We start from the raw sequence: 26,978 nt of genomic DNA, 5'->3' as shown, positions 1-26,978 counted from the left end.
TGCATGCGGGGGCCACTGTGCAAGTCACCCGAAACGACATCATGTCTGCCAGTTTGATCTTGTCTCGGCGCATCTTGATCTCTACCGTTTTGGCATGACTGATCCGACGCCAGAATTTGTTGTCCCTCCCACGGGGCAACGTATCACCAATCTCCGGACTGTGTACGAAGCCCCAAGCCAAATCCACGGCCAAGGACTTTTTGCCGCCCGAGATTTCGATCAGAATGCTGTTTTGGGTCACCTCGACGGACAAGTTGTCGATTACGCCTCCCACCCAGATGTCGCCACGCTCGAGTGGAACGGCATAGGGGGAAATTTGGTCTTATGCCGTCCCTTCGCCACGCTATATGCCTTGATAAATCATAGCTCTACGCCGAATTTATCCATTGTGCCTGATGGGTGGGCTATTCAGGCACGACGCGCCATTTCGAAAGAGGAAGAGCTGACCTTGAATTATTTGGAACACGGTGTACCCGAGGCCTACCTTGCATCACCCTTAGGAGCGTATTTACTTACATAACTATATGTTTTCACGCTATTATATTCATCCAGTTCACCTTTCCACACCGCAACGCGTCACCTTGATGAGTACCGTGGATTCATTGATCGATATTCAGTGCCCGATCCTTGGCATGATCCCCAAGCAAATCTCTGCCAATCGCGATGATGTCCATATCGGCGGCACAGAGACCGTCTTTTCCGGAGATGTATTTTCCGATTGCCTCAGCGCGCTTCGACGCAATGCCTCGTTGGAATGGGATTTAAGCGGTCATATTCAATCGCCCGAGCCACATACGACGAGCTGTTTTTTCAAAATATTCTTGCTTGCGACGGGGGATATCTGCCTGTTGTACGCAGCCCAGTTTAACGACCTTACCCGTGCAACAGATCTGTCTCAGGCGGACTATTTTCAAAACGTCTTGCCCCATGCAGAGCCATTGGTCAAAGCCTTGGTCGCCCGCATCGCCCTGTCGGCGAAAATTGAGATTGATCATGATCTGAAAACCCCAATCCATCGTGTGTTTGGCGGGCCAGACACCGCCGCATTCAGAAGCCGCCTTGACGAACTGTTTATCGCTGAGGGACTGGAGCTTGCCGACTGTGCCGTGTCCCAGCATGACGGCCCAAGCGAAAAATGGGCCATTTTCGGGGGCTGGAGCTATTCGGCAATTTTGCGACAGGACCATGCAGAAGAATTCTATTTCACGTCCCTGATGATTCGCCTTCAAATCAATTGGCTCAAGGCCCGTCGCATTCGAAGCTCGGTCTTAGAGTCCGCTGTCACGCGCACGTCTGATCTGAAAGGGCAGCGTTTGAAAGCCCTCAACACGGCCATGAACGAACTGACCTTTTATCTTCAGATCTCACGCCAGCAACGCGCAGATTATCGCGCCAACCTCAAACCATGGCTGGCCAACTGTTATGATGCCACTGATGACCGCTGGCAGGTCGAAGAAGACTATGAGAGCCTGCACAATGCCGTGTGTGATTTTCGGGATTTCGTAAAATACGTCAGCGACGAGAAATCAAAACTGCAACTCGAAATTCAATCCAAGCTTTTGTATTTCATTGCGGGGCTGGACACGCTGGCGATTTCATCCTTTGCCTTGTCGCTGCTATCGTTTCGCCGCGCCGAAGCATCCGAGTTCCCAAGTTGGATTCAATCCACCGCATCAAGTGCATTGACCGGCCTTGTGGTCATCAATGTGGTGCTGCTGCTGGCCATCTTTATCTTGGGGTTTGTGCGCCGCGACTAATCTTGCCCTTGCAATAGATCACCTGATTTTTTCTGGACACCAGAGTGCGTCCACCGCACGGTATCTTGAAACAGCAGGAGAGCCGCCATGAAGCTTCGTGAGCTTGATGTCATTGTCACCGCACCGCCAGCCCCCGGATGGGGCGGGCAATATTGGATTTTGATCAAGCTGACGACAGATACCGGAGTGGTCGGCTGGGGCGAGTGTTACGCCGCATCGGTCGGACCACAGTCCATGACCCACGTGATACGGGACGTGTTCGATCGGTATTTTCTCGACGCAAACCCAGAAGATATCGAAAAGCTGTTTCGCCAATGCTATTCGTCCGGTTTCACCCAGCGCCCCGACCTGACCATGATGGGCGCCTACTCCGGTCTGGAAATCGCGTGCTGGGATATTCTGGGCAAAGACCGTGATCGCCCTGTGTATGCCTTGCTTGGCGGCAAGATGAATGATCGCTTGCGGGCCTATACCTATCTGTATCCGCAAGACCATCATGATACCGATACCTTTTGGTCGTCTCCTGACATGGCAGCAGAGGCCGCATTGGCGATGGTCAACAAAGGCTATACGGCGATCAAATTTGACCCCGCAGGCCCCTACACCATGCGCGGCGGTCATATGCCCGCAATGCGCGACATCACCAAATCCGTGGCATTCTGCCAAGCCATTCGTGATGCCATCGCAGATCGCGCCGATTTGCTGTTTGGCACGCATGGGCAATTCTCGACGGCTGGTGCCATTCGATTGGGCACCGCGTTGGAACCGTTTTCCCCTCTTTGGTTCGAGGAACCCACACCGCCAGATGCCCTTGCCGAGATGGCCAAGGTGGCTCGCGCGGTCACAACCCCCGTGGCAACAGGCGAGCGACTGACCACCAAGGCAGAGTTCGCCGAAGCCCTGCGCCTTGGCGCCGCAACGATTTTGCAACCCGCTCTGGGGCGCTCTGGCGGAATATGGGAAACAAAAAAGATTGCTGCGATCGCCGAAGTTTACAACGCACAGATCGCTCCGCATCTCTATGCGGGACCAATCGAATGGGCGGCGAATATTCAATTGGGCGTATCGATACCCAACTGTCTGCTCGTGGAGTGCATCGAAACAGATTTTCACCGCGATCTGATCGGTGGAACAATTGCCGTCGACGAAGGCTTCATTGCTGCCCCTACCAAGGCGGGTCTTGGAATTGACGTGAATGAAGCCTTGGCCCGCGCGCACCCATACAGCGGCGCGGGGCTACATTTGGAAATGCAGGATGCACCCTGCAGTTACGCCCAAGATAACCATTTTGCTGGGGGGGCTCCACTTAAGACCAAGTGATCTCGCTCTTTCCAAATCAGCATGCTATATCTTAGAAAAGACTGAGGAGCCCCGAACCTTGAACATGCAGAAGCCCCCTGCCCCACCTGCCGAAATGGCAAGAAGCGCCGCAAGTGCAGCCGCCTATCTCAAGACGCTGGCACACGAAGGCCGCCTCATGATCCTCTGCCATTTAGGATCTGGAGAGAAATCAGTTGGAGAGCTAGAGAGCCTGCTGGAAATTCGTCAGGCTGCCGTGAGCCAAATGTTGGCGCGCCTGCGCGAAGAAGGTTTGGTGCAAACGCGGCGAGAAGGGAAAACCATTTTCTACAGTCTGGCCGATGAAAACACCGCCGAAGTCATCGGTATGCTCTACCGTTTGTTCTGTGGACCTGCGCAAGAAGCTTAATACTTCCGTGTGTCTTGACAGTTTAAGAACATTTTCAGTGCCGCTCGAAACAACCTGAAAGTGCTCACTGTCCTGTAATACTCTTGCTCGCACGCGTCTTTTGCGGCACCAATGGACCATGGATGGTGTGTCATTTTCCCTTGCTGGTGCCCAGTTACTTGCTCTTGGATCCGGGGCGCTATGGTGGCCGGAAACACGCATTCTATGCGTATCTGACCTTCTATTGGGCAGCTCGGATGAGACAAGACCGCAGTCTGCGCAAGGACACACATCACACACAACCCGCGACACATTAATTCGCCTAGAAACCGACCTGCAGTTAACGCATGCTGCGACGGTGATTTGCCTTGGCGATAGTTTCGACACGCCAGATACCGGCATCACACTTCCCGAACAGGATCGCTTGTGGATATCACGCTTGCAAGCGGGGCGGCGTTGGGTCTGGATTGAAGGCGTCCATGATGCCGGACCTGTCGCGTTGGGAGGCAGCCACCTCGCCGTCTTACCGGTGCCACCGCTGAGCTTTCGACATCAGGCAATGAGCACCCAAAGTGGCGAAGTCTCGGGCTGTTTTCATCCACGCGTCCAAATGCAGACCCGACTTCGCTCGACGTCGCGCCCCGCGTTCCTCTTCGACAGTGATCGCGTGATCCTGCCATCCTATGCAGGGCAAACGCGTCCACGGCCCGGGCACGAAGGCACATTATCCGCATTGATGCGCCGCGAAGCACAGGCCATTGTCACTGGCCCGACGCCACGCATCATCGACATGCCGCGCGAGACAGCCGTCTAAAACTCTTCGCGCTCCAGCTGCTCCCGATAATTTCGACTAACGGGCACTTCCGAACCATCACGGAGACAGACAAACATGCGCCCTTTTTCCTTGCGGACCTCGATAACAGCCGCACGTGCCACCCAATGTGACCGATGCACCCGCCACCCTTCGACGCAGTCAATTTCATCCAACGCATCGCGAAACCGCATGCGGATGCTGGTTGTTCCTTGATCTGTAAGAACATCTACAAAATGGTCTTGAACAGAAACGCGCAAGATGTCGCCCCTTGCCCCTTCGGGCAACCGTTTCGCCAATCTTGGTTGTTGCGTTGCGGGGGGCACAACAGCAGACGACAGAACCGCATCGGGCTCTACGTCAGGAACACCTGCGTCCAGTTGCGCATTATTCAATAGAGAATGAATAAGAATACGAAAACATCCAACAGATCCACAGATCAAGAAGACGTAACTTAATAGAACCGTAAACTCTGGGCGGCCAACGCTTGCCCACGGCCCAGCAGGTGACGACAGAAAATACACCAATCCGGCAATCAATCCCGAAGAGATTGTGGATGCCAACACCGTTCGCCGGACAAAATTGGACGCGTCCACAATGCTCGTGGCCACGGCATGCCCAAAGTATCCAAGCAAAATAGAGAGTGTCACCACCGCAGCCCAAAACCCAAAGCGCAGCAGTAAGCTCATGCTGGAAAATGTCCCAAAGGGACCAGCGACAGATGCTGTGATCGTGCTGACCACCCAAATTGTCAGAGTGCCCGGAGATAAGAGCGATGCATAGGTTTCCCGAAAGCTGTTCAAAATATGAGCAACCGGGTCGACCGGATTCTGGTGTTTCACTTCAGGCTGAACTTGTTTTGACATGTGTTTCGCTTTTAACGTGTCCGTAAATCTTTGCAAAAAATACTCTCGCCGCTAAGGGGAAATACCATGTCCTTGTCACCTAACATTGAAAACAAAATTAATGCGAGCTTTGCTGCCCAAAGTTTTATGCAGACCATCGGCGCCGAAATAGATGAAATTGCGCTTGGCTCGGTCAGCTTAACAGCACCGATACTACAAGAATTCAAGCAACAACAAGGGTTTGGCCACGCCGCATTGACATTTTCCTTGGGGGATACCGCCGCAGGGTATGCCGCACTATCTGTGATGCCCGAGACGTGTGAAGTGCTCACAACCGAAATGAAAATAAATTTGCTGGCTCCGGCGTCGGGGCGTCTATTGATTGCAAAGGGGCGTGTAATAAAACCCGGGCGTCGTTTGGTGATTGTTCAAGCAGACGTCTATGCGCTGCAAGATGACGATAGCACCCGACATATCGCGCTGTTAACCGGAAGCATGATTCCCGTCGACGTATCCGGCAAGTGACCTCCTCTAGATACAGCGTGATGAAATGAAACGCGCTGGTATCCGATGAAAAATTCGGGCGTACCGCTTTGGTACGCCCGATTGAGACTTGAAATTATGCCGTCAAACCGTCTGGCTCAGCCAAGCCGTTGGCGCGACAGCAGGCCGTTACAGTATTGGCCAACAGGCAGGCAATCGTGATCGGGCCGACACCGCCCGGAACAGGCGTAATTGCCCCTGCTACGGCCGCAGCGCTTTCGTAATGCACATCGCCGACAAGCCGAGTTTTGCCTTCGCCCTTTTCTGGCGCATCAATCCGGTTAATGCCCACATCAATCACTGTGGCGCCTTTCTTGATCCAATCGCCTGGGACCATCTCGGGACGTCCAACAGCCGCCACCACGATATCTGCACGACGCACCACATCGGCCAAATCTTTGGTACGCGAATGCGCGATCGTCACGGTACAGCTATCACCCAGCAGCAGTTGCGCCATAGGCTTGCCCACAATGTTTGAGCGACCGACAACAACAGCATCCATGCCAGAGAGTGATCCGTGATAATCCCGCAGCATCATCAGGCACCCCAACGGCGTACATGGCACCATGGATTTTTGACCTGTGCCAAGCAAACCCACATTTGAGATATGAAAACCGTCAACATCTTTGGCAGGGTCAATCGAGTTGATGACCAAATCTTCGTCAAGGTGCTTGGGCAAAGGCAGCTGCACAAGAATACCATGAACACTTGGGTCAGAGTTCAGCTTGGCGATCAACGCCAGCAGGTCATCTTCGGATGTATCCACCTCGAGCTTGTGCTCGTAAGAATTCATGCCAACTTCGACGGTTTGCTTACCTTTCGAGCGCACATACACTTGCGACGCAGGATCTTCACCAACCAAGACAACCGCCAGCCCCGGCGTGATGTCGTTTTCTTCTTTTAGGCGGGCAACGTGACCTGCGACTTTTTCGCGTACGGTGGCGGCAAAGGCTTTGCCGTCAATGATATCTGCTGTCATGTTGAATTCCTCTCTAAACATCTGTCTGGGCATAGGCGCCCCGATAATGATCCATTTGCATTTGCGTCGCGAGAACCGCGTTCTTCATCAGTGTGGCCACCGTCACAGGGCCGACACCGCCAGGTACAGGTGTGATCCATCCGGCGACCTCGGCACAGGACGCCATATCGGCATCCCCCACCGTGCGCGGACCCTCGGGTGTGTCTATCCGGTTAATCCCGATATCAATCAATGCAGCACCGGGTTTGAGCATGTCACCCGTGACCAGCCCCGGCTTGCCAACGGCAACAAACACCGCATCAGCCGCGCGGCTGTGCATCGCCACCGAGCGCGTCATGTGATGACACACGGTGACCGTCGCACCCAACCCCATCAGCAAAAACGCGATTGGCTTGCCTACGATTTCAGAATGACCGATCACGGTGACGTTCAGCCCTTCCATCTGCAGCGGCAAAGTCTTGAGTATCTCGACAGCCGCCACGGCCGTGCACGGCCCCAAAGCAAGATCATTATAGACGATATTGCCAATGGAGGCCGGATGCATACCCTCAACGTCTTTGAGCGGATGCACAGCTTTCTGAAGGACTTTGACAGGAATATGATCCGGCAAAGGCCGTTGAATAATGATGCCGTTGACTCGCGGATCCCCGTTCAAGCCCTGCAAAATTCCGATGAGCTGTTCCAGAGACGTCTCAGCCGGATAATTGCGCGCCTCAAAATCCACTCCGGCACTGTTGGCCTGTTTTTGCTGATTGCGCACATAGAGTTCCGCAGCAGACGTATCCCCGACACTGACCGACACCAATTTCGGTTGCCAGCCTTCATTCGCCAGTTTGTTGGCCTGCACGGCCACCTCTGCACGCAGTTTTGCGCCAATCGCTTTGCCGTCAATCAATGCAGCACGCATGGCCGCCCCTTTTAATCCAGATCGATTCTGATCGCTTCTCGCGCGATCGACCAGTCGATGAGCTGACGCCAAAGTTTTTCGACCAAATCGGGCTCTAGCCCCTTGGCCTCTGCTTCTTGGCGTACTTTGGAAACTACGTCCTCGACCCGATCCGGAATGCGCGCCGGCCAGCCATTGATCTCTTTGAGTTCAATCGCTCGATCAATATAGGTTGCACGACTGGCCAAGAGCGCGACAAGGTCTTTGTCCAACGCATCAATCTGATCGCGCAGTTCCTGCATCGAACTGCAATCCTTGGGGGGTGTCAGCATAGTCACGATCGTCTCCTGCGGTCCGAAAATGTCTCAGACCGCAGAAAGCTTATTTTTCGGCTTAGAACAAGCCTTCAATGTTACCCATGTCGTTTAGCATGATGGCTTCTGCAGACGGAGTGCGTGGCAAACCGGGCATAGTCATGATTTCGCCGCAGATTACGACAACAAATCCTGCCCCTGCTGACAAGCGCACTTCGCGCACTGGCATGCTGTGGCCCACAGGTGCCCCGCGCAAGTTTGGATCGGTCGAGAAGCTGTATTGCGTCTTGGCCATACACACTGGCAAATTGCCATATCCGGCATCTTCCCAAGCCTTGAGCTGATCGCGAATTTTCTTATCCGCCAGAACGTCGTCAGCACGATAGATGCGCTTGGCAACGGTCTCGATTTTCTCAAACAATGACAAGTCATCACGATACAGAGGCGCAAACTGGGACACACCCGAGTCAGCGATTTCCGCAACGCGTGTCGCAAGTTCGATTGTACCTTTAGATCCGTTCGCCCAGTGTGTGCAGAGAATTGCTTCTGACCCTTGGGTCTCGACATAATCTTTGACGGCTTGAACTTCGGCGTCGGTGTCGCTGACAAAATGGTTGATCGCAACCACAACAGGCACACCGAAGGACTTCAGGTTGCCAATATGGCGACCCAAGTTGGCGCAACCTTCGTTGACGGCGTCTACATTTTCGTCACCCAAATCACCTTTGGCGACGCCACCATTCATTTTCATCGCACGCACAGTTGCCACCAGCACCACACAATCGGGTGCCAAGTTGGCTTTGCGACACTTGATGTTCATGAATTTCTCAGCGCCCAAATCCGCACCAAATCCGGCTTCGGTGACCACATAGTCCGCAACCTTCAGAGCTGTGGTTGTGGCAATTACCGAGTTACATCCGTGTGCAATGTTGGCGAATGGGCCACCGTGTACAAACGCAGGGTTGTTCTCAAGGGTCTGTACGATGTTTGGCTGCATCGCATCCTTGAGCAACACTGTCATTGCGCCATCAGCTTTGATGTCACGCGCATAGATCGGTTTACGTGCCCGTGTGTACGCAACGATGATGCTGCCGAGGCGTTCTTGAAGATCTTCCAAATCTGTTGCCAGACACAGGATTGCCATCACTTCCGAAGCAACCGTGATGTCAAATCCGGTTTGGCGTGGGAAACCGTTGGAAACACCACCCAGAGATGTCACGACATCGCGCAATGCACGGTCGTTCATGTCCAGAACACGGCGCCAAACAACGCGGCGCTCATCGATCTCGAGCTCGTTGCCCCAATAGATGTGGTTGTCGATCATTGCAGACAACAGGTTGTGGGCGCTGGTAATCGCGTGGAAGTCACCTGTGAAGTGCAGGTTCATTTCTTCCATTGGCACGACTTGGGCATATCCGCCCCCTGCTGCGCCGCCCTTCATGCCAAAGCATGGGCCAAGGCTTGCTTCACGAATACAAACGGCTGCTTTTTTGCCAATTGCGTTCAAACCGTCACCAAGACCAACAGTCGTGGTGGTTTTGCCTTCGCCCGCTGGCGTCGGGTTGATCGCTGTCACAAGGATCAGCTTGCCATTTTCATTGCCTTGCACAGAGTTGATAAACTCTTGGCTCACTTTGGCTTTGTCGTGGCCGTATGGCAGCAAATCATCGCTTCCGATGCTCAGCTTTGCGCCGATTTCCTGAATCGGGCGTTTCTTCGCTTCGCGGGCGATTTCGATGTCGGTCTTAAAGCTCATGGCAATCCCTATCCCAGTAGCTGTTCAATAACTCTCTGGGTAACTGCATACTCTGAGCCGCGCAGAATGAAGGGCGCATTTCCGACATTTCCACCCCTTGAAACGTCCAACTCGCGGGGCATTGCTTTTCCGAACGAAATAATCGGGATCCTAGGCCAAAATCTTATGACTGGGCGTTACGCGCGTGCATTGGCCAATTCTGACCATACCGGTTGATCCGGAATATGAAGCCGCAACACATCACCAACGCGTACAAGACCTTCACGCTCGACCCACCCGACGACGCCGCGTTTGCCTTGGGCTGCTGATTTAAATGCACGTCCGTGCCCAGGAGATTCGACCTCGATCACGCGCGCAGGCAGGACACAGGGGCGGTTTTCCATGTCGACAACAATCGTTGCACCACTATCAGCCTGAAGACGTGACGACGGCGGGATGTGGCTGAAATTCGGGATACCACGCAAGATCATCGACGCCCCGACCCATGCAGGATCAAATTCTTCGATTCCCAGGTCATCTGCGATGGTCTCCAGCTCTTCCGCAGACAGAATCGATATCTGGCGCGAATTGGCGATTTCTGTGCCGCGCGGATGCTGGGACAACACGCGACTACAGGACTTGCGTGTCAAACCCGCGTGGCACTCGCCAGCCACACCGTCAAAATCCAAATCCATCTCTTCGAGCGGCTCTGATCGCAAATTTTCGACACTGTCCGCGACGCGCCCCAACCAAAGAACCTCGGCAAAATAATCAGTCGGCATCAAAGCAGGCATATTGAACGTGTCCTGTATGGCCTCTCACCAGAGGCGCAGCGTGAAAAACAGCCGCCGGAAGGCAAAAACAACCGAGCCATCCGACCGCAATGGATAGGCTTTGGCCATAGCGTCTTCATAGGCCGCAATCAACTCTGGTGTTTCATCTTGGCTGACTGCGTCGAGAAAGGGGCGCGCATATGTACTCTGGGTAAAATGGCGTACGGGGTGCCCGGTCTCTGAGGCCTCGAGATGTTGAAAATAGTCCGTTTGCCAAAGCCGCAACTCTCCCAAGGGCGACAAAAGATCGAAATAAGCCGCAGGCGTCAAAATTTCCGAACTGCGCTCCACAGACCGCGCTGCATGCAACCCCTCAAACGCAGAACGCCACCCTTGGTGAGACGGCGCAAGCGTCTGGTTGGGCATTTGCACCGCAAGCACCCCGCCCGCTGGCAGATACCCGATCAAGCGCGGCAAGAGCGTGTCATGTGCATCCAACCACTGAAGTGCTGCGTTCGAATAGATCAGCGCGGGCGTTTCGTCAGGGCGCCACTGGGCAATGTCTGCCTCTTGCAGGGCACCATAGCAGGGGACACGCGCGGCTTGGGACAACATGGCAGGTGACCCGTCCACCCCGACGATCAGGCGTCGTGGAAATTTGGCCGCCAGTTCCGGACCGACCACCCCTGTGCCACACCCCAGATCCACAAGAGACCCATTCGGTAGCTCACCCACCGCAGCCAGCAAGTCCAGCGCGGGCTGCAAACGCAAACCCCGGAACCTTTGATAGGTCCCGGGGTTCCAGTCTTGTGTCATTTCTGACGTCATGCGGTGGGTTCCGGTTCCATCCCACTCTCGCCTGAGGGCTTGCGTGGTTTGGTCTTGGGAAGCGCCGTGACGCTTGGGGCATTGCCCGCGTCCGCGCTATCGTCGTCATCGTCTGCTCTGGGAGGTTCGCCCTTCATCACACGTGCGATTTCTTCCCCCGTCAGCGTTTCATACTCTAGCAATCCCTCCGCAAGGCGCACCCAGTCGTCCTTGCGTTCGCTTAGAATACGGTATGCTTCGGCATAGCCATCGTCGATCAGACGTTTGACTTCTTCTTCGATCACTTCTTTGGTCTGTGCCGAGATCGAGAAACCGCCAGCGCCATTGCCCATGTAGCCTTCGTGGGCTTGTTCATAGTCAATATTGCCGACTTTGTCCGACATCCCCCAACGCAACACCATCGCGCGGGCCAAACCAGAAGCCTGTTGAATATCGCCTGCGGGGCCGTTGGAGACCTCGTCTTCGCCGTATTTAAGGATTTCGGCAGCTTTCCCGGCCATCGTCATCGCCAGCTTTTGCTCGCATTCCGACTTGTGCCAGTTCAAACGGTCGATTTCAGGCAAGCTCACAACCATCCCCAAGGCACCACCCCGAGGAATAATCGTCGCTTTGTACACTGGGTCACATTTTGGCAAAGCCAAGCCGACCACCGCGTGCCCCGCCTCGTGGTAGGCGGTTTTCTCTTTTTGATCTGCCGTCAGCACCATCGAGCGGCGCTCGGCGCCCATCATTACTTTGTCTTTGGCGCTCTCGAAGTCTTCCATCGTGACAAAACGTCGTCCAATGCGGGCAGCCATCAGGGCGGCTTCGTTCACGAGGTTGGCAAGGTCAGCCCCCGAGAACCCAGGAGAGCCACGCGCAATAATGCGCAGGTCAACGTCAGGGCCAAGCGGCGTTTTGCGTGCATGCACACCCAAGATTTTTTCACGACCTTTGATGTCTGGATTGCCAACGGTCACGTTCCGGTCAAAACGACCCGGACGCAGCAACGCAGGGTCCAGCACATCCTTACGGTTGGTTGCCGCGAGAATGATCACACCCTCGTTGGCCTCAAACCCGTCCATTTCAACCAGCAATTGGTTCAAAGTCTGTTCGCGTTCATCATTCCCGCCGCCATATCCGGCCCCACGGTGGCGACCCACAGCGTCGATTTCATCGATAAACACGATGCAAGGAGCGTTTTTCTTGGCTTGTTCAAACATGTCACGGACGCGGCTTGCACCGACCCCGACGAACATTTCCACAAAGTCAGATCCCGAGATGGTGAAAAACGGCACGCCAGCTTCGCCAGCAATCGCACGCGCGAGCAAGGTTTTACCTGTCCCCGGAGGGCCCACCAACAATGCGCCTTTTGGAATTTTACCGCCAAGACGCGAGAATTTTTGGGGATTGCGCAGAAACTCTACGATCTCTTCCAGTTCTTCTTTGGCTTCGTCGATTCCGGCCACGTCATCAAATGTGACACGCCCGTGCTTTTCGGTCAGCATCTTGGCTTTGGATTTGCCAAAGCCCATCGCACCGCCTTTGCCGCCGCCTTGCATGCGGTTCATGAAATAGATCCAGACCCCAATCAGCAACAGGAACGGAAGCAATCCAAGGATAAAGGACTGAAAGCCAGATTGCTGTTGGGCCTCGGCTTTTACAGGAATGCCTTTTTCAAGGAGCAGGTTTGTGACATCCGCATCTTCTGGACGAATGGTCACGAAATCTCCGTCAGAACTGCGATAGCGAATTTGTTCGCCGTCCAGCGTGACGCTCTGAACCGAGCCGCCTTCGACAGCAGCAACAAAATCAGAATAGCCAATCTCGCGGCTTTGCAGCGTGCTGTTGCCGCCGCTGAATAGGTTAAACAGGGCCAAAATCAGTAAAAACAGAACGACCCAAAATGCAATGTTGCGTGCGTTGCCCAAGGCAAAATCTCCCAATCGACGAACGGCGTTGTGCTATCACAACGGTCTTTGGTGATAAATAGACATCAAAACAGCAGGTTCAATGCGATAATGCCAAGTCGGGGACTTCAAGAGAGAAAATTCGCCCGTTCTGGTGAAATTTCAGCCCTCCAGCCCTGTTCCCAGCCCGCAAGTGGTGCCGAAACCAGAGTCTCACCATACCATATTGACGGAGATGCCAACAGGCTTTGTCGAGGCAGGCCGCAGTTTCGCCAGTCTGGGACCTGTAATATTCCCTGCTCGGACAGGGCACGAACTTGCAATCCCTCCTGCCATGGTCCTGTGACATGCCAACGCCTGTCCCATACAATCTCTTGGGCGACCGGCCCACATGACACCACACGCGCAACCGCCGCCCATTCTCGACTGATCCGGCATTTCCCATGTGACATCCGCAAAAGACACCCATGCAGCGTCTCTCCACGTCCAGCGCGCAGTGCCGCAACAAGCCGCGTCATTGCCCGCCCTCTCGGCACATAGGACGCCCCCGATACCCACATCAGGGCCTCTGACATCAACCGCCGCAGGATTTCGTCGGGATAAGCGGCTATGTCAGAAAGTGACACGATGATGTCGCCGCGATCGGTGGTGACGGTATCTTTGGCGATTTGTGCGACCTGCCACCTGAGGGCATCGCGGGACACTGCCAAATTTTGGCTGACGCGTGACAACACAGGCGCATCAAGACCGATCTCGCCCAACGTGGCGAGCGCAGCACGCACCCTGACCCGATCATACGCGGGGTCCGCATTTGACGGATCGTCGATCCACGCCACATCGCGTGCGTTCAGAAATTTTCGCAAGTCCTGACGTCGCACATCCAGCAGCGGGCGGCCAAATGTCTGTCCAGCGCGCGTAAATCGCGCAGCCATCGCAGACAATCCGTCGACACCTGCCCCTCTTGCCAGCCGCATCAGCAGCGTTTCTGCCTGGTCATCCATGGTATGACCCAGCAAGACACTCTCCAGATTTCGGGATTTGGCCCAGTCCGCCAACAGCCGATAACGCGCAGCACGCGCCTCGGCCTGCAAGTTGCCGCTTTTATCCCAATCGGTCCAACACAAAATCGTATGGGATACCCCAAGCCCTTCGCAAATTTGGGCCACATAGGCAGCTTCGCTTGGTGCTTCGGAACGCAGACCGTGATCTACGGTTGCAGCATGGACCTTAACGCCGTGTGTGAGCGCCCAATCACACACAAGATGCAGCAACGCCAGTGAATCGCTGCCGCCGGAAACGGCCACGCCGATCCGGCGTGCCTGAGTGTGCTCAAGAAAACGTGCAAGTGTCCCTTGGGGCCCGTTGGCATCCATGGCGTTACAGGCTGCACCCCAGATTGGCCATCTCGGATTTTGCCTGCAGCACAAACTCTGACCCCGGATGGCGCACTTCGACTTCGTTCAGGGTCACGCAGGCTTCATTGGATTTGCCCAACCGTCCCAGCGCGCGCCCCAGATGATACAGCGCCTCGTCAGCGACGTCGCTGTTCATATTGCTTGAATACGCATCCAGATAGGTGCGTGCCACAAGCGCACGCGTTTCCTGACTTGGGTTGTCTTGTTCCTCGATGGCTTGTCCGCGGCGCAGATGTGCCTCGGATTCAAGCGGGCTTCCGGGGTAAGCAGACAAAAACGCAGTAAACTGATCTGCGGCACTACGATAATTTCCGGCAACCAAGGCATCTTTGGCACGTTGGAAATCCGAGGCTTCGCCGACAGCCAGTTCGCCGACATTTGAACTCGCGGGGGGAAACACGCCCGCGCCAGTGCCTTGCGATGCCCCTGCACTGCCACCAAGTGTGGTCGTCTCGCCCAATTGGCTGACGTCTCCGCCTTCCAATTCGACCAACCGGAACTCAAGATCCCCAATACGATTGGTGCCATCATCCACGATTTGCTGAATGCGATATTCCAGCCGTTCTGTTTTGCCGGTCAGTTGCTGCATTTGGGCTTCGATTGCGTCCAGACGTGCCAAGCTCCCACCACCCGAGCTACCCGACAAAGGCGCCCCGGTTGTGGACAATTCCCGTTTCAGGGATTGGATATCGACATACAACACATTCAACTGCTGACGAATATCCGCCAAAGTTTCCGCATTCTGGGCCTGCACCATCGGTGCAACCGCCCCCGCCACGACAAAGACTGCAACAGCAAACAGACGCATCAGGACTCTCCTTAGCTGCTCAGGCCACTTGTCAGGATTGTCACAGCCCGACGATTTTGCGCATAACACGCCTCTGCTGAACAGATTTCAAGCGGGCGTTCTTTGCCAAAGCTCACTGTCCGTAACCGATTGGCGGCCACCCCACGCGACACAAGGAATTCTTGTACCGCATTCGCCCGACGCGCCCCAAGGGCAAGGTTGTATTCCCGCGTGCCCTGCTCGTCCGCGTGACCTTCGATCACGGCTGTAAAGCTTGTGTTTTCCAACAACCAGTTGGCTTGGCTCAACAGTAAGCTGCGCCCCTCTTCGGTCAAGGTGGACTGGTCCACAAGGAACAACACCCGATCCCCGACCGTCTGCTGAAAATAGGCGATGGATGTGGGGTCATCCGGGCTTCCGGCGACAAAATCGCCAGCGCCTGCGGCGCCGTTACTGCCATCGCCCGTCAAAAGACCGTTATTGGAACAGGCGCTTAACGCAAGGCCCGCCATCAAAAGTGCCGCTTTGGTAAATCCGCTCATGCCTTTGCCTCGTTCTGTGTCGAGAATTGTTTTCACGTGTCTAACATAGCTGCTGCTACAAGGAAACGTGTCTCACTATTGCAGCGGCGACCAGCTCGGATCGGACGCCCCACCATTCAACCGTATTTTCTTAAGATTTCGCCCAGATACGTCAACCGAGTACAAAGATGACGACCCCTTGGCCCCCTGTGTTTCGCGCGTGAACATAATGACACGCCCATTTGGTGCCCATGTTGGGCCTTCATCCAAGAACGACGCTGTCAAAAGACGCTCTTCCGAACCATCCGTACGCATGACACCGATATGGAACCGGCCTTTGTTCTGTTTTGTAAACGCAATCAAATCGCCACGGGGCGACCAAACAGGTGTACCATATCGACCTTGACCAAAGCTGATGCGGGTGGGTTCCCCCCCCTTGGCGCTCATGACATAGAGCTGCTGATTGCCAGAGCGATCGCTTTCAAACACAATCTTGGAACCATCGGGACTATAGCTTGGCGCGGTGTCAATTCCAGGAGAGTTGGTCAACTGAGTTTGCCGCCCGCTGCTGATATCCATACGGTAAATGTCAGTGTTCCCGCCTTGGGTGATCGACATCAAAACGCTTTTTCCGTCTGGTGAAAACCGCGGCGCAAAACTCATTGTGCCGTCTTGGTCTTCAAGGGCGCGACGTTTGACGCTGCCAACATCCAAGATGAACACGCGCGGAAAGCCGGTTTCATAACTCGTATACAGAACCTTGTCGCCCTTTGGGGAAAACCGCGGGGCCAGCACAATCGTGCTGCTATCCGTCAGATACTGAAGACCCGCACCATCATAATCCATAATCGCCAATCGTTTCTTGCGATCATTCTTAGGCCCAGTTTCACTGACAAAAACCACGCGGCTGTCAAAATAGCCCCCCTCGCCAGTGATCCGGCTGTACACCGCATCTGCGACCTTGTGGGCCATCCGACGCCAGCCCTCTGTGGTGCCCTTAAAGCGCAAGCCGTTGCCCAGTTCCTGACCGGCAAAAACATCATAGACGCGGAACTTCACCTCAAGATTGTTCCCAGAGACCGAGACCGCCCCAGTGACCAAAGCCTGTGCGTTTACGGCCTTCCAATCAGCAAATTGCACGGGCGACGCAAAGTTGGTGATTTGGCTAATATGCGCTTTTGCGGGGATCTCGCGAAACAATCCTGTCCCGTTTAAATCCTCTGCGATGACCCGTGCAAGCTGAGCGCCGTAATCCTTGGCGCCGCCATCCTCTGCGACAAAATCCGGCACCGCGTAGGGCAAAGGCTCGATAACGCCTTCGGTGATTTCAATCCGCAAAGGTCCAGACTGTGCCGCCGCCAATTGGCCCAACACCATCAATCCTGCCAGAAGGGTCGCAAACAATCGCATCATTTCAGCCTCATTTTCTCCGGATTAAACGTGATTTCGATCTCACGCCAATGGTCATATTTTTCTATCGGCAATTTATAGCCACCGCGCTGACAGCGCAAAACCGCACGACGTGCAGCCCCAAATGCGGTCTGGATCGCTTGGTCATCCCCGCCTGATGCCTCGAGCATGGTCACAGGGCCAGCGACCTTGCCCTCCTGATCAAGGGTGACCGCAACAGTCACAGTCACATTGGCCGCTTGGCTGCCAACATCCACAACCCAGCAATTTTGCACCGATACGCGCAACGCATCTTTTTCGCCGCGTGTCAGAGGGGGGCCACTTGGGGCAGCCGCCTCTTCTGCCAAGGCTGCTGCGACGGCAGCATCTGCGCCGGCTTTGGCTTTGTTAGATGTATCCGCACGGGTACGCTGGGGCGGGCGCAACACCGGACGCACCGATGCGCGGGGCGCAAGCGCAACCTGTTCTTTGGCTTCGGTCACAATCTCGGTTGTGGCCGCTTCGGGCGCCGTCGCCTCTTGGGCGTCTTGCACCGTTTCGCTGGCGCTTTGGTCCGGCGTTGTTGCATCCCGTTGAATATCGTCGATCTTGGTGTCCGGCTCTGGTGCCGCGACAGGGTCTGGGGCCACACGCGTTTCCGGACGCGCCATGGGACGTGTCGTATCGCGCGGTATCAGCACCGCCATTTCTGGCTCGGGGGGGGCAAGTGTCGGGCTGGTATCCGTCACCTCAGACGGCTGTGGTGCCGTCAAATCGCTCAGGTCAGGCGTCTCGTCTGGGGGCGCATTTTCAGTTGCATCCGGCGCGCCCTGATCCAAATCCGGATCCACACTCGAGGTCATATCCGGCGCCGTATCCGACAGGTTCGGTGCCACGGGAATATCAACATCTGTATTCGGCAGCGGAGAGTGTTCACCAGCCCGCAGGGCATCGAATTCTTCTGTGGTCACCACAGACACACCGGTGACCTCGAACGGTGGCGGATCCGACTGGAAGACGCCTCCAAAGAACACAAGACCGATAAGCCCAACATGCCCCGCACCAGAGATATAATGCCCGATATGCACTGTAACCTCAGCCGTCGCTGCCGTCGCTGCCATCCAGCGAAGGCCCGCCAATATCCGTCACCAGACCGATATCCGTAAATCCACCTGCGTTGAGGGCACCCATCACCTGCACGACACTTTCATACGCAAGCCCCCCGTCTGCGCGCAGATAAATCCGCTGCGAGTCGCGCTCGGCGGCAATGGCGCGCAATTTTGGGACAAGTTGTTCGATGGCGGTCGGGGTGGTTTGAATGGCAATCGTGCCATCCGCGCCCAAAGTAACAGTCAGCGGTTCTTCCTGTTCACCCGGCAAAGGGTTGGCGGCGGTCTTGGGTAATTGCACCTCGACACCCACAGTCATAAGCGGTGCAGCCACCATAAAAATAATCAGCAAAACCAACATCACATCTACAAACGGCGTGACGTTGATTTCCGCCATAGGCTGGCTGTGGGTTGTGCGTCGGCGACGCGACCCGCCAGATTTCTTTTTCATGACACCTGCGCCCATGGCTTAACTATCCAACTGACGGCTTAGAATGGTTGCGAATTCATCTGCAAAGGCCTCGTAGCCCGCAATGATCCGGTCGCTGTCGGCACTGAGTTTGTTATAGAAAATCACCGCTGGGATCGCGGCCAAAAGCCCCAGCCCCGTCGCCATCAACGCTTCGGCGATACCTGGTGCGACAACCGCCAGATTGGTATTTTGCTGGGCGGCGATCTCGATAAAGGCGTTCATAATGCCCCACACCGTCCCGAATAGCCCCACAAACGGCGCGGTTGATCCTACGGTCGCCAAAATGGGCAAGCCCTTTTGCAGGGCCTCGGCCTCTTTGGCGATGGCCACATCCATGCTCCGATCAATCCGGCTTGTGGCATTGGCAATAAGCCCGCCATCCTGACGGTGACTGCGACGCCACTCCATCATACCAGCCGCAAAAATGCGTTCAGAGCGCCCGGCCGGATTGGTGCCAATCTCATCGAACAGGGCATCCAGAGGTTCGCCGGACCAAAAAGCACGGTCAAACTCGGCGGCCTCAGCACGGGCCTGACGATAGGCCCGGAGTTTCTGAATGATCACCGACCACGACCAGAACGACGCCACCACCAGCATCAACATCACAAGTTTTACAATAAGGGTTGCGCGCGCGAAAAGCGCCCACATCGAATAATCGACTGTTGCTTCCATTTGCCTGCTCTGTGTTACGGCCACATTTCGGGCCTTGTTTTGCAAGAAAACTAACCGAGTTCCACGGGGAAAGCCATAACATTGGCGTCATCCGCGCGAAATCGCCGCCCAGAGCCCCAGAATCAATGCAACATTAAGCGAATATTCGCCGGAAGCCGCGTCGGGTGTCCTGTTTCACTGATGCAAACGATCGTAACAATGGCCTGAAAAAGCACCTCTTGCCCGCGTTTGACGGATTGCTCCATTACAAGGCGCGCGGCGGTCACGTTCACCGTGTTGGTCTCAACAGTCAACTGATCATCGAAATGGGCGGGGCTTAGATAATCAGCCTCGACGCGACGCACGGCAAAAACCACACCTGCATCCGATTTCATCGCGTTCTGATCCACGCCGATTTCTCGGACCCAATCACTACGCGCGCGTTCGATATAGCGCAGGTAATTTGCGTAATACACAATGCCCGCCATATCCGTGTCTTCGTAATATACGCGGATCGGAAAAATATGTGCCACGTCCAAGCCCCTTTTGGTCACTTCTCACTCTCGCCACACAATCACCTAGGTCGCTGTCTCGCAAGCCCCATCCCCTGCCGCGCCCAAAGGATAGGCCGCAAGCGCATCATATTGCGCCCCGTCTGGGTGCAAGGTCGATTCAAACAGAACCAGCCGCTGAGGCTCGAAAGATGGCAAAGGATACCCTCCGACTTGCTGTAGGAACCCAGCGATCTGTTGAATTTGCTCGGGCGATATGTGGCGGCCAAATCTTTTGAGCGTCACATGCGGGCGAAACCGCCTGCGCGGCACGTCAAACCCTGCCAGACTGACCGACCGTCGCACCGATGTCGCCAAGGTGCGCAACGCATCCGTGGCATGCACATCGGCACATAACACGCGTGGCACGGCGCCCCCCATACAAGACAGTTCGTTGAATGCAATCTGGGCGGCAGGCAATGCACCCTCGGTCAGGATATCATGCAGGGCGCGGACGTCAGATTCGGGCTGTTCGCCCAAAAAGGCCAGGGTGATGTGGAAGTTTTCAGAAGGTACCTCACGGCCAATACGCAGCTCGGACTGGATGCCATCAAGGACCCCTGCAACGTGATCTGGAACTTCTAAAGCCAGAAACGCGCGCATCAGGTTCCGGCATCGCCTTGCAACCGCGCAAACATGCGCAAGGCATGGCTGGCATCATCCGCGCAAACCGGCATCATCCGGTCATAAGCTGCGGCAATCACGCCAGCGATTTCTGGTCGCAGAACGGTGGCGCCCGTCTCGGGCAGCACCGCCAATGGCGACACTGTGGCAAATGCCTGATCGCCCCACATCAACATCACCTGCACAACCTGTGACAACGCCAAGCTGTCAGCAGGTATGTCCGAGACCTGATCGGTCACACGAATAAACACAAAGGCGGCTTGGATGGCGTGGTGATCATCAAACCGAAATGCACGATACTGTGTTGCATCGGCTTGTTTCAGGCGCGCCACCAAAGGTGACAAATCGGGCACAAGGCGATCCAGATCCGGCACCGCCAAAAGTTCATCCCACTCGCGAAAGAAAAAGAACATCAGGTTCGAGCCGAGTTCTGGATCGGTTTCGGCCATGGGATGCCCCGCCAGCGTGGCAACGGCCTCGACCGCGCCCTTGACCAGCGATAGCGTTTCATCCTCGACACCGAACACAATCGGCGCAATGGGACGCCCCCAACGCGCAAAGGCATATGTGCCGTCATTGCGTGTGAATAACGTCTGAATTTCGTCGGGTGTCATTGCGGCCTCCTGAATGCGTGCCGCGTGATCTCATGGACAGCTCATAAATTGCAAGCCCTCCCGCCCGTCGTTGCGACGTGCCCAAGCACGGCGCGCCGACCGTTGGGCCGGGCCTCGCTGCGCTCGGGGTCATCCAACCCGGCCAGCGCTTACTTGAAGAGGTCGGATTGATCTTTGGGGCGCGGAGCCTCAAGACCCAGATGCCGCCATGCCTTTTGCGCCAACATACGCCCGCGCGGCGTGCGCTGGATCAGCCCCTGCTGCAACAAGAATGGTTCGATGACTTCTTCAAGGGCGTCACGGCTTTCGCTGAGCGCGGCAGAGATCGTGTCGATCCCAACCGGTCCCCCCCCGTAATTCTCGGCGACAAACCGCAAATACCGACGATCTGCCCCATCGAGCCCAAGGTGATCCACCCCCAAGCGCGTCAAAGCCCCATCCGCAAGCGCCTGCGTGACTTTGCCGTCACCTTCAACCAAGGCAAAATCAACAACCCGCCGCAACAAACGGCCAGCAATACGCGGCGTCCCCCGAGAGCGGCGCGCGATTTCGCGTGCCCCGCCATCATCCGTCGGCACACCCAATTTGTGACCATTGCGCGTGACAATCTCGTGCAACTCGTCTTCGGTATAAAACTGCAGCCGTGTCGGGATGCCAAAACGATCCCGCAGCGGTGTGGTCAACAACCCAAGACGCGTAGTGGCCCCCACAAGGGTAAATGGCTGAAGTTCGATACGTACGGTGCGCGCGGCAGGGCCTTCGCCAATCACCAAATCAAGCTCGAAGTCCTCCATGGCAGGATAGAGCACCTCTTCCACTGCGGGATTGAGGCGGTGAATTTCATCAATAAACAGCACGTCGCGCGCTTCCAGATTGGTCAGGATCGCCGCCAGATCCCCCGCCTTGGCCAGCACAGGTCCAGACGTCATACGAAACCCGACACCGAGTTCGCGCGCGATGATCTGGGCCAACGTGGTTTTCCCCAAGCCGGGCGGGCCGTGAAACAACGTATGATCCATCGCTTCGCCCCGTTGACGAGCCGATTGAATAAAAACCGATAGATTTGCCCGCGCCTCGGCTTGGCCAATAAAGTCGGCCAGGGCTTGGGGCCGCAGCGCGCGATCAAAATCTTCGGGACGGGGTTCCGGGCGCAAGGTTGGGTCTGGCTGGTCCATGGCTTATCCTTTGGGCGCAAGCAGGCGAAGGGCCGTGCGGATGAGCGTCGACGTCTCGGCCGTTGTATCCTCCATCGCCGCCTGCGCCACCGCCGTGGCGGCCTCACTTGGACCGTAGCCAAGATTGGTTAGCGCAGACAGAGCCTCTGCCTGAGACGAACTTGAGGTCGCAGGCGCGACCTTTACAGGCGGCTGAGGCATCTCTTCGATCACATCCTCCGGCAGCGCTGGCACATCCCCCGCCGCTTGGGCAAGCGATCCGCCAAGCGCCATCACAGCAGGCGCCTTATCCTTAAGTTCAATGATCACCCGTTGCGCGGTCTTGGGACCAATGCCTTTGGCAGCCTTGATGGCTGTGACATCCCCAAGCGTAATCGCACGACCGACACCTTCTGCGCCAAGGGTTCCCAAAATGGCCAGCGAAGCCTTGGCCCCGATGCCCTGAACCGACATCAGCAAACGATGCCATTCTTTTTCCAACAACGTCGTAAAGCCGAACAACTGCATGAGGTCTTCGCGCACGACCATGTCCGTATACAATGCCACTGCCTCGCCGTTGCTTGGCAAGGCGGCCATGGTGCGATCCGAACAATATACGATATACCCGACACCGCGTACATCAATCAGCACATGATCTGCCGTGCGGTATTCGATCCGGCCTGAAATTTTCCCAATCATGCCTTCGCCCTCCTCAAAGCATCCTGAAGGCCGGCGCCGGCCTTAGCGTAATGCGCATGACAAATCGCAATCGCCAGAGCATCCGAGGCATCAGCCCCGTTGATTTTGACACCGGGCAACTGCAATTTGACCATATATTCAACTTGCTGTTTTTCCGCGTGCCCCGCCCCGACCACAGTCTTTTTGATCTTGTTGGGGGCATATTCGCCGATGGTAAGCCCTGCCTGCGCAGGCACCAGCAACGCGATACCACGTGCTTGTCCCAACTTGAGCGTTCCAGCACCATCTTTGTTGACAAACGTCTGTTCAATCGCCGCATGATCCGGTTGAAAGCGCGCCACAACATCGGTCAACTGTTCATGTAGGGACAACAGCCGTACAGCTAAGTCGGTGCCAACAGAGTGGCAAATACCGTTTGCGACGTGACTGAGTCGGCTACCTTGGACGTCGATGACGCCCCAACCCATGTTTCGCAATCCCGGGTCGATCCCCAAAACTCGCATAAATTTGCCCGCCTGCCGCTAATTATTGTGTTTCCCAACCAGTAGCACAAAACCAGAACAAACGCCAAGCGCTTTGCACAAAACCGTCGCAACTGTGAAAATCTTCCAAATACGTCCACAAGTGGGTTGAAAGCGACGACTGCCACGTCTAAAAGCGACGCAATCGATGGCGTTTTTAGACCGCCATTTAGCCGCAAGGAACCTATGCGAAAACCGCATAGCCCCTATGCGGTTTTTCATGCTTGTTTGTTGCGTTTTGCGAGCCTATCTGCGGCTCAAGCAAGATACATACCACCACTCACAAACAAACAAGAGGACTTCTGATATGGCCGCATTTGACACACACCACGCGCAGTTTGAAACTGTTGGCATTACGCACCGTATTGGCCAGTTCTTTTCATCAATGATTGCGTCTTTCGTCGCATGGAACGATGCCCGCGCAACACGCGCCGCATTGTCCGCGCTTAGCGACCGCGAACTGGACGATATCGGCCTGTCGCGCAGCAGCATTAGCCAAATTCACTAAGACACATCCAAAAAACTCTCCTCCCCGTTTTTTTGGACTTCGTGTCGATCAGAGAAACCGCGGCCTTCCCTCCCCTAGGCTGCGGTTTTTTTGTGCCCAGATTTCTAGGCGCGCACACGCCCCTTGCACAAAAATACGGCCCTGCCCGAGGGAGAGCAAAGCCGCATTTTTTTGCTGAGTTGGAGGGTCAGCTTAGTGATTTGATACGCAGCGCCACCCAGCGCGAGATCGGGTCTGCCTGCATGGTCCATGCCCCCGCACGCTCCAGCGCACTGGCAGGCATCAGGCGGGCAACTTGTTTTTGATAGAAATCATTTCCAAGCTGGGCCATCACAGCCCCTTTGACGCCAAAGAATGCCACGGCAACCAGAAACAACCCTGTCCATGGCACACCGCGTCTGCGCTTAGCACCACGCAGAACAAAATGGCCTTGATCATTTACTGTGCAGGAATTCTTGGATTTGAAAAAAAATCTCTTGGGGGCCTGCGCATCATGAATGCGGGCCACGCGCTGTTGAAACTCAATATAAGAATCGGTCATAGCAACCTTCATCACGTTTGGCCCCCACCAAACATGACAACAATGGCATTTAATTGTGGCAAAATTGTGGCAAGCCTGTCCAATTAAGGCAAACTTGCCCCAATCTGTTAACGTTTTGTCAACGTCAACGTTGTCCACTCACCGATCTCTTCGCGGGTATGCACGTCAAAGCCTGCGGCGTCATAGGCCCGGACCACGTCATCGGCTTGCTCGTTCAAAATGCCCGACAAAATGGCATGTCCTGCACCGCTAATGTTCGCCCCCATATCCGGTGCCAAATCCACCAAAGGTGCCTTGAGAATATTGGCAAACACCAAATCATACGGTGCTTTGGCTGACAGCACCGGATGACCAAATCCTGCCGCCTCAAGGCAGTCCACACGCCCCACAAGATCATTCGCCTTGACGTTGGCCACGGCTACATCTACGGCCACCTGATCGATATCACTTGCTAATACGACATTTGGCCAGATCCGCGCGGCCCCCATCGCCAGCACAGCGGTCCCACATCCGATATCCGCAACGTTCTGCCCCACAAACCCTTGATGCGCCAAACGATCAAGCGCCTTGAGACATCCAAGCGTCGTGCCGTGGTGCCCAGTTCCGAACGCCATTGCGGCTTCAATCAAGAGCGGCTCGCTCCCGACAGGAATTTTGTCCGCATCGTGGCTGCCATAGACAAAGAACCGGCCCGCTTCGACAGGCGCCAATTCGCGCTTTACCTTGGCGACCCAGTCGGTTTCAGGCAATTCGGAAACCGCAAACGGCTTGGCCTCGTGCATGGCGGCCAAAAGCGCAAGACCTGCCTCATCGGGGGCTTCGGTGAAATACCCGCCAATTTCCCACAAACCAGACCCGTCTTCGATTTCGAAAACCCCCACACCAGTGGGTTCAGGAACAAGGCGCTCCATGGCATCGCCAAGCTTGTCGGCGTTTTCTTTTCCGGTCAGGGTGGTCAGCGCTGTAAAGGTGGGCATGGCAAAAGCTCCTAAGGGGTTGCCAGCGGCCTAGGGCGCAAACGCCACGACGTCAAGCCGCCTCAGCGTGCGACGCCCATCCCCACAATAAAGCGCCAACACCAAATCGCAGCCAACACGCCAACCAATGCCCCCACAACAGATTGCGCATACACGACCCCAGGAGCACCAAACCACGCCGCCCCCAAAAGCGCGGCAGGCAATGTCAGAACCCCATCCCGAAGCCAGTTGGCGGCGGTGGATCGCGTGGGCTTGCCAAGATTGTTAAAGGCGGCATTGGACACAAACAACGCCCCAACAAGGATAAACGCCCCGGCCCCTACGAAGGCAAAAGCATTGTACACATCCGCGCCCTGCCCCGAGAGACCAAACCCGCGCACCACATGTGGGGCCGTAAGCATCAACACCGCCCATGCCAGCACCGTGTACCCCGCACAAAAAATCAGCGCGTCGCGATACGTACAGCGCAGACGCTCAATATTACCCGCGCCAAAGTTTTGGCCGAAAATCCCGCCAACCGCACCGGACAATGCAAATATCCCCCCAAAGGCCACCACCGTAAGCCGGTTCACAACCGCCCAAGCCGCGACCGCAGAGTCCCCAAAGTTGGCAATGGCACCGGTCAACAGGTAGTTGCCAAACGGCGTCGAAATCTGCGTCAGAATGGCGGGTATCGCGATGGCGAAAAACGGCTTGGCACTGCGTCGGATCGCCCAGAGCGCAGGGCGCGCCAACATATCATGGGTTCCAATGGCAAACCGCAGCGCCACAATCGCCAGAACCAAACGCGAAATATTGATGACCAGTGACGCCCCATCAAGCCCCATACCAAGCCAAAGGATCAGCACAGGGTCAATCACCATCGCCACGACGCCAGCGCTCAGCGTCACAAACATGGATCGCATCCCGTCCCCCTCAGCGCGCAAAATCGCCGACCCGACCAAACCGACGGCCATCACGGTAAGCGACGGGATCGTCAACAACAGATAGCGCGCTGCATGTTCCAGCGTCTCTGCTGTGGCTCCGACCATGTCGAGCAAAGGATACCTGAACACGATCACCACGACCGCGACGACGGTCTGACACAGCACGGTGATAATCATCGCGCTCGTGGCCTCGTGGCGGGCGCGCTCGTGATCTCCCATCCCAATTTGGCGGGACACAAGGGCAGTTGATGCAATCATCAACCCGATGCCGGTGCTGATCGAAAAGAACTGGATCGCAAAGGCATACCCCATCGCCGCCACAAGTTTGGGATCGCCCACCTTGGAAACCCAAAACAAATTCGCCAGATCGACCAGAAAGATAAACGTGATACCCACAGCCCCTGTCAGCGTCATGCGCACCACATGCCCCATGGTGGACCCAGTCAGGAAGCGACCTTGCTTTTTCATTTGA

Annotated in this window: 31 protein-coding genes; 7 read left to right on the top strand and 24 right to left on the bottom strand. The window is 55.7% G+C overall.

Annotated features, from left to right (window positions below):
* The first annotated feature begins 94 nt into the window (after nt 1-94).
* The 5 genes from FAP39_RS01560 to FAP39_RS01540 all read left to right on the top strand — a co-directional run bounded on the left by FAP39_RS01560 (nt 95) and on the right by FAP39_RS01540 (nt 4,258).
* Nucleotides 95-520 (top strand): SET domain-containing protein-lysine N-methyltransferase, encoded by a 426-nt coding sequence (locus FAP39_RS01560; RefSeq protein ID WP_138014602.1) that lies wholly within the window; start codon nt 95-97, stop codon nt 518-520.
* Between the two features lie 64 nt (nt 521-584).
* Nucleotides 585-1,757 (top strand): hypothetical protein, encoded by a 1,173-nt coding sequence (locus FAP39_RS01555; RefSeq protein WP_138014601.1) that lies wholly within the window; start codon nt 585-587, stop codon nt 1,755-1,757.
* 87 nt (nt 1,758-1,844) lie between these two features.
* Nucleotides 1,845-3,077, top strand: a complete 1,233-nt coding sequence (locus tag FAP39_RS01550; protein WP_138014600.1) for a mandelate racemase/muconate lactonizing enzyme family protein — start codon at nt 1,845-1,847, stop codon at nt 3,075-3,077.
* Between the two features lie 64 nt (nt 3,078-3,141).
* Nucleotides 3,142-3,465 carry an ArsR/SmtB family transcription factor gene (locus tag FAP39_RS01545; RefSeq protein ID WP_246058895.1) on the top strand — a complete coding sequence of 108 codons (324 nt, stop codon included), beginning with the start codon at nt 3,142-3,144 and terminating at the stop codon, nt 3,463-3,465.
* Between the two features lie 118 nt (nt 3,466-3,583).
* Nucleotides 3,584-4,258 (top strand): metallophosphoesterase family protein, encoded by a 675-nt coding sequence (locus FAP39_RS01540; protein WP_138014599.1) that lies wholly within the window; start codon nt 3,584-3,586, stop codon nt 4,256-4,258.
* Here the strand turns inward: FAP39_RS01540 and FAP39_RS01535 are convergent.
* The gene (locus FAP39_RS01535; protein ID WP_138014598.1) at nt 4,255-5,121 is read right to left on the bottom strand and encodes a LytTR family DNA-binding domain-containing protein; all 867 of its coding nucleotides are present in this window, start codon (nt 5,119-5,121) and stop codon (nt 4,255-4,257) included. The two genes, FAP39_RS01540 and FAP39_RS01535, sit on opposite strands and share 4 nt — an antisense overlap.
* A 72-nt stretch (nt 5,122-5,193) precedes the next feature.
* Between FAP39_RS01535 and FAP39_RS01530 the strand changes: the two genes are divergently transcribed.
* Nucleotides 5,194-5,625, top strand: a complete 432-nt coding sequence (locus FAP39_RS01530; protein WP_138014684.1) for a PaaI family thioesterase — start codon at nt 5,194-5,196, stop codon at nt 5,623-5,625.
* A gap of 94 nt (nt 5,626-5,719) precedes the next feature.
* On the opposite strand, the gene folD is transcribed toward FAP39_RS01530, so the two are convergent.
* The 20 genes from folD to ruvC form a co-directional block, all read right to left on the bottom strand.
* Complete coding sequence (gene folD, locus FAP39_RS01525) at nt 5,720-6,622, bottom strand: bifunctional methylenetetrahydrofolate dehydrogenase/methenyltetrahydrofolate cyclohydrolase FolD (protein WP_138014597.1); 903 nt, start codon at nt 6,620-6,622, stop codon at nt 5,720-5,722.
* Nucleotides 6,623-6,635: 13 nt separating this feature from the next.
* Nucleotides 6,636-7,529, bottom strand: coding sequence for a bifunctional 5,10-methylenetetrahydrofolate dehydrogenase/5,10-methenyltetrahydrofolate cyclohydrolase (locus FAP39_RS01520; protein ID WP_138014596.1), 894 nt, complete (start codon nt 7,527-7,529; stop codon nt 6,636-6,638).
* Nucleotides 7,530-7,540: 11 nt separating this feature from the next.
* Nucleotides 7,541-7,846 (bottom strand): chorismate mutase, encoded by a 306-nt coding sequence (locus FAP39_RS01515; protein WP_138014595.1) that lies wholly within the window; start codon nt 7,844-7,846, stop codon nt 7,541-7,543.
* Nucleotides 7,847-7,901: 55 nt separating this feature from the next.
* A complete protein-coding gene (locus FAP39_RS01510; RefSeq protein ID WP_138014594.1) occupies nt 7,902-9,578 on the bottom strand; it encodes a formate--tetrahydrofolate ligase in 1,677 nt (558 codons plus the stop codon).
* Between the two features lie 176 nt (nt 9,579-9,754).
* Nucleotides 9,755-10,351 (bottom strand): MOSC domain-containing protein, encoded by a 597-nt coding sequence (locus FAP39_RS01505; RefSeq protein ID WP_138014593.1) that lies wholly within the window; start codon nt 10,349-10,351, stop codon nt 9,755-9,757.
* A 24-nt stretch (nt 10,352-10,375) separates the two neighbouring features.
* Entirely contained in the window at nt 10,376-11,158 is a 783-nt protein-coding gene (locus tag FAP39_RS01500; protein ID WP_138014592.1) for a methyltransferase domain-containing protein, read from the bottom strand.
* Nucleotides 11,155-13,068 (bottom strand): ATP-dependent zinc metalloprotease FtsH, encoded by a 1,914-nt coding sequence (ftsH, locus tag FAP39_RS01495; RefSeq protein ID WP_138014591.1) that lies wholly within the window; start codon nt 13,066-13,068, stop codon nt 11,155-11,157. The genes FAP39_RS01500 and ftsH overlap by 4 nt, the downstream gene beginning before the upstream one ends.
* 107 nt (nt 13,069-13,175) lie before the next feature.
* Complete coding sequence (gene tilS / locus FAP39_RS01490; protein ID WP_138014590.1) at nt 13,176-14,420, bottom strand: tRNA lysidine(34) synthetase TilS; 1,245 nt, start codon at nt 14,418-14,420, stop codon at nt 13,176-13,178.
* Between the two features lie 4 nt (nt 14,421-14,424).
* Complete coding sequence (locus FAP39_RS01485) at nt 14,425-15,270, bottom strand: tetratricopeptide repeat protein (RefSeq protein WP_138014589.1); 846 nt, start codon at nt 15,268-15,270, stop codon at nt 14,425-14,427.
* 11 nt (nt 15,271-15,281) lie between these two features.
* Nucleotides 15,282-15,791 carry a peptidoglycan-associated lipoprotein Pal gene (pal, locus tag FAP39_RS01480; protein ID WP_138014588.1) on the bottom strand — a complete coding sequence of 170 codons (510 nt, stop codon included), beginning with the start codon at nt 15,789-15,791 and terminating at the stop codon, nt 15,282-15,284.
* A 75-nt stretch (nt 15,792-15,866) separates the two neighbouring features.
* A complete protein-coding gene (tolB, locus tag FAP39_RS01475) occupies nt 15,867-17,183 on the bottom strand; it encodes a Tol-Pal system beta propeller repeat protein TolB (RefSeq protein WP_138014587.1) in 1,317 nt (438 codons plus the stop codon).
* Nucleotides 17,180-18,280 carry an energy transducer TonB gene (locus tag FAP39_RS01470; protein ID WP_138014586.1) on the bottom strand — a complete coding sequence of 367 codons (1,101 nt, stop codon included), beginning with the start codon at nt 18,278-18,280 and terminating at the stop codon, nt 17,180-17,182. The genes tolB and FAP39_RS01470 overlap by 4 nt, the downstream gene beginning before the upstream one ends.
* Nucleotides 18,255-18,734 carry a protein TolR gene (tolR, locus tag FAP39_RS01465; protein ID WP_138014585.1) on the bottom strand — a complete coding sequence of 160 codons (480 nt, stop codon included), beginning with the start codon at nt 18,732-18,734 and terminating at the stop codon, nt 18,255-18,257. The genes FAP39_RS01470 and tolR overlap by 26 nt, the downstream gene beginning before the upstream one ends.
* A gap of 3 nt (nt 18,735-18,737) precedes the next feature.
* The gene (gene tolQ, locus FAP39_RS01460) at nt 18,738-19,412 is read right to left on the bottom strand and encodes a protein TolQ (protein WP_138014584.1); all 675 of its coding nucleotides are present in this window, start codon (nt 19,410-19,412) and stop codon (nt 18,738-18,740) included.
* Between the two features lie 122 nt (nt 19,413-19,534).
* Nucleotides 19,535-19,924: a tol-pal system-associated acyl-CoA thioesterase gene (gene ybgC / locus FAP39_RS01455; protein ID WP_138014583.1), complete on the bottom strand. Its 390-nt coding sequence runs from the start codon at nt 19,922-19,924 to the stop codon at nt 19,535-19,537.
* Between the two features lie 45 nt (nt 19,925-19,969).
* Nucleotides 19,970-20,545, bottom strand: coding sequence for an RNA 2',3'-cyclic phosphodiesterase (thpR, locus tag FAP39_RS01450; RefSeq protein ID WP_138014582.1), 576 nt, complete (start codon nt 20,543-20,545; stop codon nt 19,970-19,972).
* A complete protein-coding gene (locus FAP39_RS01445; RefSeq protein ID WP_138014581.1) occupies nt 20,545-21,180 on the bottom strand; it encodes a hypothetical protein in 636 nt (211 codons plus the stop codon). The genes thpR and FAP39_RS01445 overlap by 1 nt, the downstream gene beginning before the upstream one ends.
* Nucleotides 21,181-21,329: 149 nt before the next feature.
* Nucleotides 21,330-22,355: a Holliday junction branch migration DNA helicase RuvB gene (gene ruvB, locus FAP39_RS01440; protein ID WP_138014580.1), complete on the bottom strand. Its 1,026-nt coding sequence runs from the start codon at nt 22,353-22,355 to the stop codon at nt 21,330-21,332.
* 3 nt (nt 22,356-22,358) lie between these two features.
* Nucleotides 22,359-23,033, bottom strand: a complete 675-nt coding sequence (gene ruvA / locus FAP39_RS01435; protein ID WP_138014579.1) for a Holliday junction branch migration protein RuvA — start codon at nt 23,031-23,033, stop codon at nt 22,359-22,361.
* Nucleotides 23,030-23,536, bottom strand: coding sequence for a crossover junction endodeoxyribonuclease RuvC (gene ruvC / locus FAP39_RS01430; protein WP_138014578.1), 507 nt, complete (start codon nt 23,534-23,536; stop codon nt 23,030-23,032). The genes ruvA and ruvC overlap by 4 nt, the downstream gene beginning before the upstream one ends.
* A 325-nt stretch (nt 23,537-23,861) precedes the next feature.
* On the opposite strand from ruvC, the gene FAP39_RS01425 reads away from it, so the two are divergent.
* On the top strand, nt 23,862-24,062 hold the full coding sequence (locus tag FAP39_RS01425) for a DUF1127 domain-containing protein (RefSeq protein ID WP_138014577.1): 201 nt from the start codon (nt 23,862-23,864) through the stop codon (nt 24,060-24,062).
* A gap of 187 nt (nt 24,063-24,249) precedes the next feature.
* Here FAP39_RS01425 and FAP39_RS01420 read toward each other — a convergent pair whose 3' ends face one another.
* The 3 genes from FAP39_RS01420 to FAP39_RS01410 form a co-directional block, all read right to left on the bottom strand.
* The gene (locus FAP39_RS01420; protein ID WP_138014576.1) at nt 24,250-24,603 is read right to left on the bottom strand and encodes a hypothetical protein; all 354 of its coding nucleotides are present in this window, start codon (nt 24,601-24,603) and stop codon (nt 24,250-24,252) included.
* Between the two features lie 107 nt (nt 24,604-24,710).
* The gene (locus FAP39_RS01415) at nt 24,711-25,580 is read right to left on the bottom strand and encodes a 50S ribosomal protein L11 methyltransferase (RefSeq protein ID WP_138014575.1); all 870 of its coding nucleotides are present in this window, start codon (nt 25,578-25,580) and stop codon (nt 24,711-24,713) included.
* A gap of 62 nt (nt 25,581-25,642) precedes the next feature.
* Nucleotides 25,643-26,974, bottom strand: coding sequence for an MATE family efflux transporter (locus FAP39_RS01410; protein ID WP_138014574.1), 1,332 nt, complete (start codon nt 26,972-26,974; stop codon nt 25,643-25,645).
* Between the last annotated feature and the right edge of the window lie 4 nt (nt 26,975-26,978).

The organism is Shimia litoralis, assembly GCF_005518135.1.
In the GTDB taxonomy this organism is placed as follows: Bacteria; Pseudomonadota; Alphaproteobacteria; order Rhodobacterales; family Rhodobacteraceae; genus Shimia_E; species Shimia_E litoralis.
The sequence above is the reverse complement of the archived record's forward strand: the minus strand, read 5'-3'. Positions and strand labels throughout refer to the sequence as shown.